The sequence below is a fragment of the Photobacterium damselae genome, assembly GCF_003026815.1.
GTDB lineage: Bacteria > Pseudomonadota > Gammaproteobacteria > Enterobacterales > Vibrionaceae > Photobacterium > Photobacterium damselae.
Map to the genome: position 1 here is coordinate 45547 of NZ_PYOG01000013.1, position 16515 is coordinate 62061.

General features: G+C 39.2%; 14 protein-coding genes. 8 read left to right on the forward strand and 6 right to left on the reverse strand.

Annotated elements, in window-relative coordinates; all coding sequences use genetic code 11:
• Positions 1-12: 12 nt before the first annotated feature.
• Both CTN07_RS12760 and CTN07_RS12765 read left to right on the forward strand, forming a co-directional pair.
• Entirely contained in the window at positions 13-1056 is a 1044-nt protein-coding gene (locus CTN07_RS12760) for a glycoside hydrolase family 88/105 protein (protein WP_005306151.1), read from the forward strand.
• A gap of 68 nt (positions 1057-1124) precedes the next feature.
• Positions 1125-1844 carry a carbohydrate-binding family 9-like protein gene (locus CTN07_RS12765; RefSeq protein WP_005306148.1) on the forward strand — a complete coding sequence of 240 codons (720 nt, stop codon included), beginning with the start codon at positions 1125-1127 and terminating at the stop codon, positions 1842-1844.
• 53 nt (positions 1845-1897) lie between these two features.
• Here CTN07_RS12765 and CTN07_RS12770 read toward each other — a convergent pair whose 3' ends face one another.
• The 4 genes from CTN07_RS12770 to CTN07_RS12785 all read right to left on the reverse strand — a co-directional run bounded on the left by CTN07_RS12770 (position 1898) and on the right by CTN07_RS12785 (position 4125).
• Positions 1898-2575 (reverse strand): hypothetical protein, encoded by a 678-nt coding sequence (locus tag CTN07_RS12770; RefSeq protein ID WP_005306146.1) that lies wholly within the window; start codon positions 2573-2575, stop codon positions 1898-1900.
• A gap of 76 nt (positions 2576-2651) precedes the next feature.
• Positions 2652-3023, reverse strand: a complete 372-nt coding sequence (locus CTN07_RS12775) for a hypothetical protein (RefSeq protein ID WP_036765867.1) — start codon at positions 3021-3023, stop codon at positions 2652-2654.
• Positions 3024-3091: 68 nt separating this feature from the next.
• Positions 3092-3274: a helix-turn-helix domain-containing protein gene (locus CTN07_RS12780; protein ID WP_036765865.1), complete on the reverse strand. Its 183-nt coding sequence runs from the start codon at positions 3272-3274 to the stop codon at positions 3092-3094.
• 197 nt (positions 3275-3471) lie between these two features.
• Entirely contained in the window at positions 3472-4125 is a 654-nt protein-coding gene (locus CTN07_RS12785; RefSeq protein ID WP_005306143.1) for a GntR family transcriptional regulator, read from the reverse strand.
• Between the two features lie 153 nt (positions 4126-4278).
• Here CTN07_RS12785 and CTN07_RS12790 point away from each other — a divergent pair, with 153 nt between their 5' ends.
• The 4 genes from CTN07_RS12790 (at position 4279) to CTN07_RS12805 (ending at position 9476) form a co-directional block, all read left to right on the forward strand.
• Positions 4279-4608, forward strand: coding sequence for a UxaA family hydrolase (locus tag CTN07_RS12790; protein ID WP_036765864.1), 330 nt, complete (start codon positions 4279-4281; stop codon positions 4606-4608).
• Positions 4608-5783, forward strand: a complete 1176-nt coding sequence (locus CTN07_RS12795) for a UxaA family hydrolase (protein WP_005306137.1) — start codon at positions 4608-4610, stop codon at positions 5781-5783. The genes CTN07_RS12790 and CTN07_RS12795 overlap by 1 nt, the downstream gene beginning before the upstream one ends.
• Positions 5784-5833: 50 nt before the next feature.
• Positions 5834-6790 carry a DMT family transporter gene (locus tag CTN07_RS12800; RefSeq protein ID WP_005306135.1) on the forward strand — a complete coding sequence of 319 codons (957 nt, stop codon included), beginning with the start codon at positions 5834-5836 and terminating at the stop codon, positions 6788-6790.
• A gap of 265 nt (positions 6791-7055) precedes the next feature.
• The gene (locus tag CTN07_RS12805; protein ID WP_005306131.1) at positions 7056-9476 is read left to right on the forward strand and encodes a polysaccharide lyase 8 family protein; all 2421 of its coding nucleotides are present in this window, start codon (positions 7056-7058) and stop codon (positions 9474-9476) included.
• Between the two features lie 39 nt (positions 9477-9515).
• Here CTN07_RS12805 and CTN07_RS12810 read toward each other — a convergent pair whose 3' ends face one another.
• Together CTN07_RS12810 and CTN07_RS12815 are read right to left on the reverse strand one after the other, a co-directional pair.
• Entirely contained in the window at positions 9516-10070 is a 555-nt protein-coding gene (locus CTN07_RS12810) for a manganese efflux pump (RefSeq protein WP_005306128.1), read from the reverse strand.
• A 134-nt stretch (positions 10071-10204) separates the two neighbouring features.
• Positions 10205-13285: a chondroitinase family polysaccharide lyase gene (locus tag CTN07_RS12815; protein ID WP_005306125.1), complete on the reverse strand. Its 3081-nt coding sequence runs from the start codon at positions 13283-13285 to the stop codon at positions 10205-10207.
• A 259-nt stretch (positions 13286-13544) separates the two neighbouring features.
• On the opposite strand from CTN07_RS12815, the gene CTN07_RS12820 reads away from it, so the two are divergent.
• A complete protein-coding gene (locus CTN07_RS12820) occupies positions 13545-14798 on the forward strand; it encodes an anaerobic sulfatase maturase (RefSeq protein WP_005306122.1) in 1254 nt (417 codons plus the stop codon).
• Positions 14799-14869: 71 nt separating this feature from the next.
• Positions 14870-16501 (forward strand): sulfatase family protein, encoded by a 1632-nt coding sequence (locus tag CTN07_RS12825; protein WP_005306120.1) that lies wholly within the window; start codon positions 14870-14872, stop codon positions 16499-16501.
• Positions 16502-16515: the final 14 nt, after the last annotated feature.

Here is a 16515-nt window from a genome sequence, read left to right on the forward strand (position 1 = left end):
GGAGAATGTGTCATGGAAGCAAAAGCAAATATTCTCACTGTAATGAAGCAAGTCTACCAATATCAAGCGCAAAATCAGACTCGCAGTGTGGTGCGCCGTAGTGGTAAAACCCGTTTTATTAAAGATACCGACTGGGAACGCGGCGTTTTTTGGTCATGCGTAGCCGCAGCTTGGCAGGCAACTGACGATAATGACTATTTAGATGGGGTGATGAACTACACCTTACATACTGGTTTTCGACCAGGCCCAAATGGTCGTTTTGCCGATGATCATATTTGCTGTCAGGCCTATTTAGATGTTTATCCACTGATTAATAAAGAAGAAGCGCTTGAGCCGACCATTAAGGCTCTAGATCTTATGGTGAATGAGCCACAACCTGGCCGTCAAGATTGGTGGTGGTGCGACTCTTTATTTATGGCTCCTCCAAGTTTTGCCGCTCTGTCGCAAGCAACAGGTGACAGTAAATATTTAACATATATGAATACAGCATTTTGGGATGCGGTTGAGCATTTAAAAGATCCTGAAACGGGTCTGTTCTACCGTGACCATCGCTATATCCCTGATGGTAATGGCAGTGAATTGCGTGAAGCCAATGGAGAAAAAGTATTCTGGAGTCGTGGAATTGGTTGGGTATTAGCAGCAGTTCCTCGTTTAATGGCTCGTATGCCAGAAGACTTTGCTGATAAACCACGTTATTTAACCTTATTTACCGAGCTTGCAGCAGAAGTCATTAAGTATCAACAAGAAGATGGTTTCTGGCGTACCAGCTTATTGGATCCACAAAACTATCCAGCAAAAGAGAGTAGCGCAACGGCCCTATTTTGTTACGGTTTAGCATGGGGAGTTCGTACTGGCTTGTTAGATGAAGCGACTTACTTACCTGTTGTCGAAAAAGCGTGGGCAGCATTGGGTGAGTGTATTCATGATAATGGCATGATTGGTTGGGTTCAGCTACCTGCATTTAATCCGCGTGATGTGCAGTTTGAACACAATATCGATTATGGCGCTGGTGCGTTCTTATTAGCCGGTACCGAAGTGCTCCATCTTGCAAAATAAATAGATATGAATAGCTGGCTTCGGTCAGCTATTTTTTTGCTTTACGTTTTTCATATAAGGACATAACAATGAAATTGGCTCTACTAACGACACTGGCTGCTGCGACCTTATTTTCTGCAGCAACATACGCATCTGATAATAATAAAACCTATAGCGTGAACTTTACCGATAAAGCGCCAGTTATTGATGGGCAGCTTGATACCAATATTTGGGATAAGGCAGAAAACTTAACAGATTTCACTTTCCCTTGGCGTAAAGTGGTACCACCGAAAACTGAATTTAAAGCATTATGGGATCAAGATGCGCTGTATTTTATCTATACAGTCACAGATAAAAATGTCGCAATAGGAACAGATCCTGAGCGTGCCATTTTAGACTCGGACCGTGTTGAGATCTTCTTAGCCAAAGATACCGCGTTATCACACTATTACACGATGGAAATTGATCCGAAAGGGCGTGTTTTTAGTGCAAAAGCGAGCTTTGATATGAAAACCCAAAAGCGAGCATCTTTAGATAGTCAGTGGCGCTGGCCTGGACTTGAAACAAAAGCAGTATTGACTGATATGGGCTACCAAGTTGAGGGTAAGTTACCGTTGGCTACGCTATCCCAACTTGAATTGTGGCAAGATAAATCTCAAAGTGAACTACTATGTGCATTAATGCGCGCTGAGTTTACTCAACAAGATGGCCAATTAGATATGGGATGGATGACATGGGTGGATCCTAAGACACCAAAACCAAATTTCCATAACCCACAGACATTTGGTTCTTGTAAGCTAGTGAAATAATGATATGGCTTACTTGTTTATCGTACTGATAAATAAGTAAGCCTTTTTACTATTTAGTTTGTTATCTTAAATAATTGAGATGAAGGGTCATCTGTTCCAAAGAGTTTTGTCGAACATTTCTTCGTTGCGTTGTTGCAAACAAAATCTGCATCCATTTCGCCTGCGGCAATAGAGGCCATCATCGTTGGGTATGGAACACCATCGGTCCAAATACCGGCAAGTCCTGCAGTTACTGGTAAATAATCTATCTTTTCTTGACTCTCAAAGCTGAAACTAACGATGGTTTCTGCTGATTTCCCATCAAAACTAACATCATCAATATTTGCTTTTATGGTGTGACCCAAAATATCCATAGGTACCATTGGCAAGGTATGAGCTAAGTAATCGGTTAATTCTGATGGTTGTTCAGCAAAGCGATTAAATGCTTCAAGACTAATAGGCATCTTAAATGGGCCAACAGTTAATGTTGCTGTCTTTGGCTCAACCTGTTGTGTCGAAAACTGTGAATTTACAATTGGCTTAACGTGTAGCTTCACTTCATATTGTTCACCTGATTGTCTTGCATACTCATAATTAACATCCCAATGGTCTCGGCCCGCAGCTTTGGTCATTCGAACTTGTTCAACATTGCCATAGTTTAGAATGTCAAAATCTTGCTCTGTAATACCATTAGCACTAAAAGCTGATTGCGAAATAATCGCGAGAATAAATGCAATAGATGTTCTTTTCATTGTTATAGATACCTCGTATTAAAGAACTAAGTGTATCTAATATTTCAGAGAACAATAATGGCATTGTCTGGTTTTTTTAACCATCATGATGCTGAATAGTTATAATGGTCTTGGCATACAAATAAGCCGAAATCCAACCCCATAGAACAACATTCACCACAAAGGCCTTTATAAGGTTAATTTCTGTTATTGGTATAGATTGAAAGACAGAGAATGTACATAGACTAGCGAGCAGTCCAACAAAGGTTCCTTTGATATACCATGTCTGTTTAAACCAAGGTAGGAGATAAAGTAAAGCCCATAGGCCACCCCAAAATACTTGTTTATAAATGAATATATGGTCTGGTGATGGTAATCCTTGTAGTGGGTTTATGAGATAAATAGCGATAGCATTGGCCACGCTTCCTACAAATCCAGCTCCTAAAGCGAGGGTAATGCGTTTTATCATAAATTATTTTCCATTGGTTAAATACTCTATCTAAGTAATAACCGCTTAGTTAGAAAATAATTTCACACTTAAGATTCGAGCTCATCGAGATATTGTTTTAATCCCTCTCTGTTAATAATGACTAATTCTCCATTTTTTTGCTTGGTTACAAGCCCTTGTTCAATTAGCCTTTTTAAGGTACGACGATAAACTCTACTTGATGTACCAAAGCGCTCGGCTTCTTGATCGATTCGATTAAAACGACCTAGCATTTGAGTATTATCTTTGTGGTGCAGAAGGTCATACGCAATATTGTAAAAGGCATATAACGTCAAGGGGAGGACATATGTCCTATTCAAAGAGAGGCAGATCATAGTTTGGGGAATAATGGATATAAACCAAAAGCAACCTGCCAACTATTATCCAACATTGCATTGAAAGTGGCAGATTGCGTACAAATTAATTCAACTCAATTTGACTCGGTGTTATTTCTATTCAAATCAGTAAACGTCGTAATATTTTCTTTAGACTCAAGCCATGCTCGGTTCGCATCACCTGCAATAATGGCATCAACAATACCATTATGACTGATGCCACTTTGTGAGAGATCATAATCATGGTGAGTTAGCTTAATGTAACTCTTTAGCTGATTTGAAATTTGTTCATATATCTTAATGAATTTATTGCTTTTACTGATTTCAACGACCTTACGATGAAACTCAAAATCCTTTTCACATACCGCAATAATATCTAATGAATCATTGAGACAGAATTGGCAGAAATCCTGATAGATACGGCTTAATTCTTTCTTATCTTCTTCTGTTGCTCGCTCCGCAGCCATAACCGCGGCTTGTGATTCAATAGCAACTCGTAAATTGTACAGTTCCCATAAATCATCTTGCGATAGGGTAAAGACATGCCAGCCTACATAAGGTTTCTGAACCACTAACCCTTCATGTGACAATGAGTTTAATGCCATGCGAACCGTACTGCGTGACAGCTCAAGATCTTTTGATAGCGTACTTTCGACAATCTTTTCGCCCATCGCTAACTGACCAGAAACGATCATATTTCTAATAAATTCAGTCGCTTGCTCTTCTAAACTCTGCTTATTGATCTTCATTTCCCTGACTCGCTTTAGTGCAAGTTTTTAAGTTGTTGAAAAATATAACACAAACTTGTGAAGCTTGTCATATTTTGTATTCTGTAGATCTGTATACTGCCGATTGTCGGACAATAGACAATTAACTAGTAACGATAAACCGAGAATATAACAATGAAAGCAATAAAACTTTCTCCTGCCGATAATGTGGCAACACTGCTTGGCGACGTGGCAAAAAATGAGTGGGTGGAAATTATTTCCGCTGATAATGAAGTTATTGCTGAGATTAAAGCTCTGCAAAAAATCCCCTTCGGTAACAAGATTGCATTGTGTGATATCGCTCATGCAGAACATATTAACAAGTGTGGTCATTCGATTGGTAAGTCAATTATTGAGATTCCATTAGGACAGCTTGTTCATGTGCAAAATGTTCGTAGTGAACGTTTAGATATTCCGGAATCCATTATCGAAGAAATCATTAAACAAATGGGGATTGAGCAATAATGACTATGACTTTCAAAGGCTTTCCACGTCCAAACGGTACATTTGGTATTCGTAATAATGTCATGATTGTTGCTATTGACGAGTGTTGTGAGGGCATCGCTCGTAATATCAGTAAAGAGATTGATGACTCTGTTGTGGTTACAAATCACTACACCTGTATGTATGGCGGTAACGAAGAAATGATCGATACCATTATTCATACTGCAACTAATCCCAATATTGCTGGCGTATTAGTAATTGCAATGGGATGTGGCTCAATTGATCCTGAAATGGTCGCAGAGCCTATACGTAAAGAAGGGCTTCCTGTTCATACGTTAACCGTGATTAAAAATAAGGGCACGATCGAAACTATTAAAGATGGCCTTGTGTTAGCTAAAGAGTTAAAAGCTTACGCTGATAGCGTTGAACGTATAGATGCCCCAATTTCTGCTCTACGCATCGGTATTAAATGCGGCGGTTCAGATACATCAAGTGGCTTAGCATCTAATCCATCTGTGGGTGCAGCATCCGATAAATTAGTGGATATGGGTGCAACAACAATGGCGGGTGAGTTATTAGAACTGCTAGGTTGTGAAGAGATTTTAAAAGCGCGTTCAGTAACACCGGAAGTTGGTAGCAAAATTGAGCGCCTTATTGCTGAAGATCTTAAGCGCTGGCATGTTATTGAAGGCACCGAAACTATGTCTATTGGTAACAGCGTTGGCGGGTTAACCACGATCGATGAAAAATCACAAGGCGCAATGCATAAAACAGGTACTCAACCGATTCAAGATTGCCTTCGCATTAATCATATTCATCGTGAAAAACCAACAAAACCAGGATTTTATCTAACGGAAACAACAATGCTATGTGGTGGTGCTGCTATGCATTTTGCATCTTTAGGTTGCCAGTTAATTTTGTGGACTGCAGGCGCTGCTGGTTTTAATAACTCCATTGTGCCAGTGATTCGAGTTTCTGGTAATAGTGCTTTGATCACTGCTGATATGGATATCAATGCTTGCGGAATTATGGATGCAACAGACACCATTGATAATGTATCTAATAAAATCATTGATAAAGTTTTTGCTGTTGCTGATGGTTTGCCAACTAATTTAGAAGGGATCGGTTTTGCTTATGCCTCTTTATATCAAAAAGATCAGCGTTTAGAACATGTTATCGGTATCTGTCCTCAATAATCCTATTCCTTTTAAAAGGGGTAAGATACTCCTAACGTGAGACTACAAAAATGAGTAAAACAGCTCCAAATAAATCATTAGGTCTGACTCTTGCGCTTATTTGTGCCGCTTTGTGGGGAGCATCGTTCCCTCTAGGTGGAGTATTGGCTGGTAAACTTGATCCTGTTGTTTTAGCTATTGCTCGTTATGCAATTGCCACTTTATGTTTTGTTGCCGTATTTATTTTTTCTAAAAAACACACCTTAAAGAAAATTCAAAGTAAGAAAGATGCCATTTTGTTGATGGCGGCTGGGATTTCCGCCCAAGCAGTATTCTTCTATTTTACAATTCTCGCCTATGAATATACTTCATCGGGAGAGATCGGTGTGATAAATGGTATGGCTCCATTTTTAACAATGGCTGCTGTATTTGTTATCGATAAAATTAAACCATCAGCACCGAAAGTATTTGCGGTTGTTTTATCTTTAGTGGGTGCTGCTGTTATCGCTTATGACCCATCTAATAAGATTCAAGGTCTAAATTTGGGTCATTTATTTGCTCTCTGTGGTGTTTTAGGTTTTGTTACTTATAACTATATTTTGGGTAAATTTGGTTCAGATTTAAATTCTCGTTACGATCTGTATTCGAGTAGCTTCTACCAGTTTGCTTCAGCAACAGTAGCCCTGTTTATTTTGGCTATTGTCACTGGCGCAGATTTCAGTTCTGCTGCTGTGTTAGTGGAAAACGGTAAGAATTTAGGCAGTATTTTAGCATTAGGTTTGTTGTGTTCTGGTTTTGCTTACGCACTATGGGAGTTAGCAACACTAAAAACTCAAGATGCGGTTATTACAACAATGGCACTAAACGTATTGCCTTTGTTCGCAATGATTGTTGCTTACTTCTTATTGGGAGAAGTGATGACACTGCAGAAATTAGCAGGTGTAGTTACAGTTGTGATTGCACTATGTATTTATACGGTTGGTGACAAATTTAAGAAGAAGCCAACAGTCCATCAAGCAACGGTTTAATTTCTCCATCTTATAAGCTGCTAGCCTGAAAACTGGCAGCTTTTTTTATTAAATCTCATCTACAACGCGCTACAAGTTTGCTGAATTTTTAGATAAGGGGTCTAATGGCCTCTTTTCGATTTATATTCGTAGACATTTTCGAATGTGATTCTCTAGCAGAATATTGCGATTATTTTTCTTGTTATAATCAAAATTTGAAGTTCATTTACTTTCATTTTGTTTCTTTTGTTATGTTTTAGAACAATAAAAAACAAAAGGACTTAAAATGAAACAACTATCACTACTAACTCTATCTATTATCTGTGCGTTTTCATCTATACCAGTACAAGCTAATGATAATGAGAGTGCAAATATAGCTTTAACGTCACAGTTAGAAGTTAACGAACAGGCTTTTTCTCAACTTCGACAAAAATGGGCTGAAGGATTTCTTGGGGCTTCTGATATTGCTTTTGACCAGAAATTAAAGCAAATGGTTATAACCGCAAATAATGGTGCGCAAAAACATTGGAGCTCAATGAATACAGCTTCGACTCGATTGTCTTTATGGAATGATCTTGTTTTAGATGATCAAAGCGAAGCTGGAAAAAAAGTACTTGGAGCTAAACTTAGAAGCTCCTACCAACGCTTATTTATTATGGCAAAAGCTTATCAATTGCGAGGTGGTGTTTTACAACATAATCCACAATTGTTAGCGGCAATTATTGATGGCCTTCAATTTTTAAATCAACACTATTATAAGGTTGGTGCTAAAGAGTGGGGGAATTGGTGGCATTGGGAACTGGGAACCCCGAAAGATATCCATAATATCTTGGTTGTTCTCTACGATCAGTTGCCCGCTCAATTAATTACCAATTATCTTGATGCAACTCGTTATTTTACCCCTTTGCCAACTCATTTAGGTGCTGGCTCTGGTGCGGATGTTTCAAGTAATCCTCACTATCGAGAATCAACAGGGGGTAATAGAACGGATAATACTCAAGTAGTTTTATTACGTGGTATTTTAGCTAATGATAGTGATGAAATTTTTTCGGCTATACAGGCATTATCTCCTGTTGTTGATTACGTACAAGCCAGTGATGGATTTTACCAAGATGGCAGTTTTCTACAGCATTATGATATCGCTTATAACGGTACGTATGGCAATGTACTACTAGGTGGATTAGGGGCTCAGATGAGTTTGGTTGCAAATTCTCCTTGGCAAGTAACCGATCCTAAGCTGCAAGAAATTTATCCGCTTATCTTTAAGAGTTATGCCCCGCTATTGTATCGCGGTACTATGATGGAGTTTGTTAATGGTCGAGCGATTTCTCGCCCTCAAGAACAAGGTCATCATGTTGGACATAATGTTATTGCCTCTCTTATCCATTATCTCGATGGCGCCTCTGCACAGTATCTCTATCCGTTGCAACAACTGATTAAAACTCAAATTAGCCAAGATACGTATTTAGACTTTTTTGATTCTATTAACCATATAGGTAATTATCAAAAAGCGCAGCAGTTGCTCCAAAATCCACAAATTGACGTGAAAGATAATGTCCAAGGAGTCTTTACTTTTCCTGCAATGGATCGAGTTGTATACAGAACCGATGATTGGGCATTTAGTTTAGCCATGCACTCAAGTCGATTAGGTAATTTCGAGTGTATGAATAATGAAAATCGTAAAGGGTGGTTTACGGGAGATGGTATGAGTTATTTCTATACCAATCAATTAGATCATTTCCATGATTATTGGCCTGTAGTAGATAGTTATCGCCTTCCTGGTACGACCGTCGACGATCAGCTAATGCTTGAGTGTCAAGGGCAACGAAATCAAATTAAAGGTGGACGAAAACTGCAAATGGATTGGGTTGGTTCTGCTAAGTTGGATGATATAGCAGTTGCTGGAATGGATTTCATCAATTGGAATGAAACATTAACCGCTAAAAAATCGTGGTTCATGTTTGATGATGAAGTTGTCATGTTAGGCTCTAATATTTCATCCCAAATTGGCGCAAATATTACAACAACCGTTGCTAACCGAAAGCAATTAGATAATGGCAATATTAATGTATTCATCAATGAATATCCTTGGGCAGGTCAATACCCGAATAAGATAAAGAGTCTATTTATTAGCAATGATCAAATGGATGAATCTGGTATGGGGTATATTTTTTTAAGTCCACCAGAACTTTCGGTTAAACAAGATACTCGGATCGGAAATTGGAATGAGATAGGAACAAAATCTGGGGAGGTAAGTGCTGAGTTCATTACTGCAACAATCCGACATTCAGTCGAGCATGATTCTTACGCATACGTTGTGCTGCCAGCAAGTGACTTAGATGATATTTCTGAATATCGTGATGAGAAGCCTATAAAGATCATAAGACAAGATGATATTGCCCATATTATTCGTTATAAAGATGATAATGTGATTGCGGCTAATATTTGGCAACAGCAGAAAGTTGAGCTTACTCGACATATATCTGCGATAGGTAAGATGGCGATACTTGTGCAAAAAGAAGAGGGCACTAAACGTATCTCGGTAAGTGACCCATTACAAAATCAAACTACAGTAGAGCTAGAATTTAAAAAGCCTATCAAGATTATGTCAGACCCAGATCAAAGACTGCAAATAAGTGGACAGAAGATCCTTACGATAGATGTAACTAATTTAAAAGGGAATAGTTACCAATTCATCGTTAAGTAGTCGGTGTGTTATGGAGCGAAATGAATCTTTCGCTCCTTTTTATAATGCGTAGATAAAAGATAGAAGCCCTAAAATTACAAGTAATAGTCCTGATACTAAATCGTTATATCTGCCTAGAAGTCGACCGATTATGTGATTACCCAGATGATTACCTAAGTAGATGAGTAGAATACTGGTTATGAAGGTCAGGACAGTAATTAAGGTAATATTTAAACGAGAAACACTGCCTAAAATCCCAACACCAATATTATTGATAGAGAGCAATATTCCCAGAATAATAGCGCCTTTAATCCCTAATTCTTTGGTATCGTTTTTTTGAGTCTTTTTTTTATTTGAGAAGCTATTTCCAATAGACCATATTCCAAGTCCAATAAAAATGATTGAGCCGATATCCGAAGATTCTTGATGTGATATGAGGTGCGTTAACCATTGACCTAAAATCATAGAAAGATAAGTAACAACGGCGATAATAGTGGCAATAATGGTATTAGATAGTAAAGATATTTGTTTATGTTTAACTCCATAAGAGAAACCAATAACAAAGTTATCTAAATTAGATGATAAGCTAAAAAGTAAAGCAAGTAGAAAGGTCATAATATAAAGCCTAAAAATTGCTTTATAGATTTTTTATCAATAAGTTACGAGTGGTTTTATTGCAGGATTATATTTCATTTATTGAAGATAGCCAGCAAGCAACTGGCTATCTTAGTATCACAATTAAAGATGTATTATTTTGCGATTAAACCGAACTGTAACACTTCAGCATCCGTTGTTGTCGTTGTGACTTTGGTATTTTCACCATCGATACTGGTTTGTACCTTGTCTGATGGGGCGGCTAGTTGCCAATGCCCTTTTACGGTAAAAATACTCGTGACAGGCTGTGATAAATCATAACGCCATGGTCTGCTGTAGATACTCACTTCAACTTGATCGCCATTTTCATCAATTTGATCGGGGTCTTGTCCTTTGTAAAAAGCAAAATCAGGATTAACGATACTTAAAGCCAATTCATCTCCTTGCTGATTAGGCTTGGCGATAATTTGCATTGGTGTTTCTGCCGATACAACGTGAGTATTGCTGGTAACTTGAGTAGGAGCAAAGAATGCATAGGCTTCGATTCCATCTTTTTCAACGGCATGAAGATTAATATCTTGCTGTAATACGTGATATTTTGGTTTTACCGCCTCAGTACCATCTATAGTAATCGCGTATTCATAACTTCGATTTTTTGCTTGAATGCCATGCTCGATCACAGCAGAAGCAAAATTACCCGTTGTGACTTTACCATCATCCTCATCATTGGAGGTTTGAGTTTGATAGCTAATGTTAAGTGGTTGCTCATTGGTTGCTGAAATAAAATAGTAGTTATGAGCAGGATCTTGCAGAGTAATTTCTCCAGATAAAGAGTCAGCATAGTCAAGATTGCTAATAGGAGTACCATTCACTTCGATTGGTTCTAGCGATGAAACTGAGTGTTGGAATAAGGTTGTTTCTACAGGATATAGGGGATCATCACTGTTGATATTAGATCCCAGGGCAATCACATTATTATCAAAAATGAAGTAGGATTTATTAGCAGTAAAACCTTGTTGTTGATATTTCTTATGCCCTTGTAGTTTCATTGCAAACATTGCCATGTGATCGTCAAGACGATTTGCTCCCGAATAAGCTTCAGTGGAGAGCAACATTTCTTCAATACCGGCTCCTGATAATTGGTTTAATACGGCTTTCAGTTTGTTGTTAGGTAAATGAATCGTTGTGGTACCTGGATAGCGATTCCAGTCCCAACCGTCGTGACTAAATGCACGCAGAGAATAATCGGCAGGAGTAATTTCTAACTGACCATATTGGAGATAACGGCCGTATAGATTATTTGCTGCATAGGTTTCATTTCCGACTAAATAACGGCTAAATCCTCTTGCTGTGGCGAGCCAAGACTTTTGTGTATCACTGTGACTCGAGCCTCGAACTACAGCCATTGAGGCATAATTCATTGCCCAGCTGCCGACAGGCTCATTTTCAGCTTTAATTCCTTCAAATTCAGTTTTATTTGTCAGGTTAGCAAATGCAGCTGCAAGCTCTGGATCAATTAGATGGGTTTGATCGGGGGAGCCAGCTAAAGCCAGCCACTTAAATGGGGTTGCAGTAATCTTTTGTTTACCATCTGGGTGGCGTCCACTCAAAACAATTGGGGTATTGGTCTCTTTGGTGTAGATACGCATCTTAAGTAATGCATCTTTAATTCTGCTATGAGCTTGTGGTGTGATCTGATAAGGGCTGTTACTGAGTCCAAAAACGGCTCCGGCTAAGCCACTGAAAGCATCTTTGCCATATGCAGGGTAATGCTGAGAGTGGTGAAATATACTGCCGTCAGGCTTAAAACCACCACCAAGTCCATCTGATGCGAGTAGTGTTTTACTCAACCACGTTTGCAGTTGTTGAAGCATGTCATGACGTTCGGACGAGTTAGGAAGTAAGAGAAAGCTTTTTATCATCCATTGTAGCTGAGTATTTAAAATATCAACATTTGAAGCTGTAATATCTTGGTCTGTTTCATAAATTCGACCAGTGGCATTAAACCACATCATAGATTGTTGAGCGGATTGTAATAGGTGATGTTGTGCCAACAATTGTCGAGCAATAAATAGGGCATCGAAATATTCGCGAGTTTGGTAGCCAACATGAGTAATAACTTGCAAACCGGATCCACCTTGCCATCCTTGATCAAAAGAATAAGAGACTGCATTGATAAATGCTTTTTCTAAAGCGGCTCGATTGGCATTGGAAAGGGATTCACTGCGAAGGAGTTTGGCGCTTTCTAACAATATTTTACCAAGGTCTCGAATATTAGCGGTATCGGTTACCATGGCCAAAGTAGCATCATCTAAAATGCCTGTTTTTAGATAATTTTGACGTTTAGGATGGTCGAGCGGTTTCCCTTGCCAGCTGCCATCTGTATTTTGGGTTAATGCGAATTTTTGATAGCTTGCGAGATTTTTATCGATTTGCTGCTGGGTAATGGTTGCATGTGGGTTAACGGCAAGATATTGATCAAATTGCTGATACAAGTTGGCAGTATCGCCAGATGTATCATCAAATGGGACAGTAAAATCAAATGTTGCATGATGTTCTTTTAACATCTCGTCATACATCATCAACGCTGTCCAGTTTTTACTCGCCATATCAACAACGGTTGGATTTACAAAAGGCTGTTGATAATCAGCGGTTGGCCAACGGTTATCTACGGGGACTGACATCATCATTTGGTCAAAGTAAATCGTTCCACTTGCTTGCGGTGCGATAATACGGAGTCGATCCATATTGGCGTTCGCTTGTCCTTGCATGTTTCTATATGGTACGGCAATTCCTCGCCAACCTTTGAAGTTTAATCGGTAATGGAATTTGACTTGAGTGGAGTCATCCGTTCCAAATTCAAAAAGCAAACTATCATCAATTGGTTTTTCATTGTAAATCCATGCAGTGAATGTTTGAGGGGTAATTGCATCTTCTTTTTCAGGGCTATATCCAATGGCTTGATGAAAAGTCAGCATAGTTGTTGGGTCAAACTGCCAACGCAGAGATTGAGCGCCGTCTTTATAGTGTCGATTGGTTACAGCTAATGACTGAGTAGCTGTAGTTGTAATTGCTTGTGGTACATCTTGTTCAAAGAAGTACATGTAACCACCAGGCTCTAGTTGTGCTCCTTTTCCATCTACATTTGGAGCGTTTTGAATACTTTCGTTATTACATCCAGCCAGCGCTAAAGAAAGACTGATTGTTAAGATTGAAGGGAGAAGGGGATGTTTCATTGTCGTTTAACCTTTTGTTATATTATTTGAGTGCGAAAGGTTAATGAAAGTGTGTTGATTAAAAAATGATCTAGATCGAATTGTTTAGCTCATTCTTACTTTCGGTTTGTTTTGTTTTTAGTGGTTGAAGCAAGATCACAAAAGAAAATGGCGTCTAATCTTTCATTTGTTTTTGTTCTTGTGATCTCAATCTCTTTGTTGTTTCGTTTGTTTTCGTATTATGTGCCGGTCTTAATAACGAAATATGCAAGGAATGAGCATGGCAACAGCACGCTTTCACATGATGGCAAAACCAACGAGCTATCGCTGTAATTTAAAATGTGAATACTGCTTCTATCTTGAAAAAGAGGAAATATTAGGAGATTCACAGTCATCTGAATGTGTTAGTGCGACATCAAAGCAACCAGATGTAATGCCTAATCCTGTGCTAAAGCGTTACGTTCGAGATTACATTGCTTCTCAAGATGCAGATCAAATAGATTTTTCATGGCAAGGTGGGGAGCCAACACTCGCTGGCTTGGATTTCTATCGTCAAGTGGTGAAGTACCAACGTCAGTATGCCAACGGTAAAACCATCACCAACAGTTTTCAAACTAACGCGGTTGCTATCAATAAACAATGGGCGCAATTTTTTGCTGAACATCAATTTCTGATTGGTGTATCTATTGATGGTACCCCCGATATTCATGATAAATACCGCATATCTGTTAACGGTAAACCAACTTTCGAACGAGTGAAACGTGCTATTGAATTGCTGCTTGAATACCAAGTAGAGTTTAATGTTCTTACTGTTATTAATGATCAGAATTGGGATAAAGGTGCGCAAACCTACCAGTTCTTAAAATCACTAGGGGCTCGCCACCTGCAATTTATTCCAATTGTTGAAGTGGAAGGTTCAGCTACGACCTCGACTCGTCATTACGCTCCAGAAAAAAATAATAACGTCACGCATTTTTCGGTTCCTGCTTATGGCTACGGTCAGTTTATGACTGAAGTGTTTGAAGAGTGGTTAAAAGAAGATGTTGGCACCGTATATGTGCGTATGTTCGATAGCATTTTAGCTACTTGGCTTGGTTATCCCGCCTCTGTTTGTGTTCAATCCAAAAACTGTGGTCAAGCCATGGTAATTGAAGCAAATGGTGATGTGTATTCTTGCGATCACTATGTTTATCTAGCGAACCGATTAGGCAATGTTGCTGAACTGTCGTTAACTAAAATGGCAACGAGCAAACAGCAACAACGCTTTGGTAATGCTAAATCGACCAAATTAACGGATCAATGCCAATCTTGCGAAGTACACGGCTTGTGTTATGGCGGGTGTCCTAAGCATCGCATTGTTCATCAAGAAGGGCAAAAACATAAACAAAACTATTTGTGCCCGTCATATCAAAAAATTTTCCGTCATACCGCGCCTGCCATGCATTTAATGAGTCAAGCCATTCGTCAAGGGGGCACGGCCGCCGACGCCTTACCTATGATTGCTCATGCTCGCGGTCAACATGCTTTTGCGTAATACCCATTTAGGCAATAAATAAAAACGATATTAGTACAACTATGAATAACGATTGAGACAAGGAGTTAACAATGAATCTGTCCTCGACTAAGAAGACAGTGGTTGCCAGTTTAGTTGCCGCAGCATGTGTTGCAGCACCGGTTACCACCTATGCGGCAAAACAAGCTGAACAACCAAATGTATTATTGGTGATCATGGATGACCTAGGTACGGGTCAGCTCGATTTTGCTTTAGACAGCTTAGATAAAACAGAATTAGCAAAACGCCCAGTACCGGCTCGTTATCAAGGCGATCTGGATAAAATGATTGATGCGGCACATCGAGCAATGCCTAATGTGGCTAAATTAGCACAAAATGGCGTTAAGATGACCAATGCATTTGTGGCTCATCCTGTGTGTGGTCCATCTCGTGCTGGTATCTTTACAGGCCGTTATCCAACCAGTTTTGGTACTTACAGTAATGACGATGCGTTGCAAGGCGTGCCTCTTGATATCAAATTACTGCCTGCATTGTTCCAAGAAAATGGTTACCGTACCGCCAATATTGGTAAGTGGCACAATGCGAAGATCGCAAGCAAAGATAAAGTAGCAGAAGATGCCCGTACCCGCGATTACCACGATATTCAGATTCCGGTGATCGGTAAAGGATTTGGTCCTGAAGAGCGTGGATTTGATTATTCATACAGTTTCTATGCTTCTGGTGCTGCGTTATGGAATTCCCCTGCGATTTATCAAAATGGCAAGAACATTCCAGCGCCAGGTTATCTAACTCATAATCTCACCAATGAAGCGCTTAAATTTATTGAAGATAGTGGCGATAAACCATTTTTCATTAACTTAGCTTATAGTGTGCCACACATTCCACTAGAGCAAGCATCACCTGCTAAGTACATGGATCGTTTTAATACAGGAAATGTAGAAGCCGATAAATATTTTGCGGCAATTAACGCAGCCGATGAAGGCCTTGGTCAGATCATGGCACTGTTGAAGCAAAAAGGTGAGCTTGATAATACGCTGATTTTCTTCCTATCTGATAATGGTGCTGTTCATGAGTCACCAATGCCAATGAACGGTATGGACAGAGGCTTTAAAGGCCAAATGTATAATGGTGGAGTGCGTGTACCATTTGTCGCTGCTTGGCCAAATCACATTCCTGCTGGTGGTAAGAGTGATACGCTAATCTCGGCTCTTGATATCTTACCAACTGCATTAAAGGCCGCTGGTATTTCGATTCCTCAAGATATGAAGGTCGATGGCCAAGATATTATGCCTGTCCTTGCAGGTAAAGCAGAGCAGTCACCACATAAATATATTTACTGGGCAGGCCCTGGCGCTAAGCATTACAGTGAAGAAAATGACCCATTCTGGTATGGCTATTGGAAATGGATTACATACGAAAGCGATACTATTCCATCTAATCCTAATTTAGAAAAGCTTTCTAAAGGCTCATGGGCAATTCGAGATCAAGATTGGGCTCTGTATTTTTATGATGATGGTTCTAATAAAGTGAAATTATTTAACGATAAATTAGATCCTTCTGAATCTAAAGACTTAGCTCAGAAATACCCAGAAAAAGTAGTTGAAATGAAAAATGCTTTTTATGACTGGATCAAAGATAAGCCAAAACCTGTGGCATGGGGTCAAGACCGCTATCATGTTCTTACTGAGTCGGCAAAACCAGCACCTAAATTAGCCCAAAACTGATAATCCTATTTTTA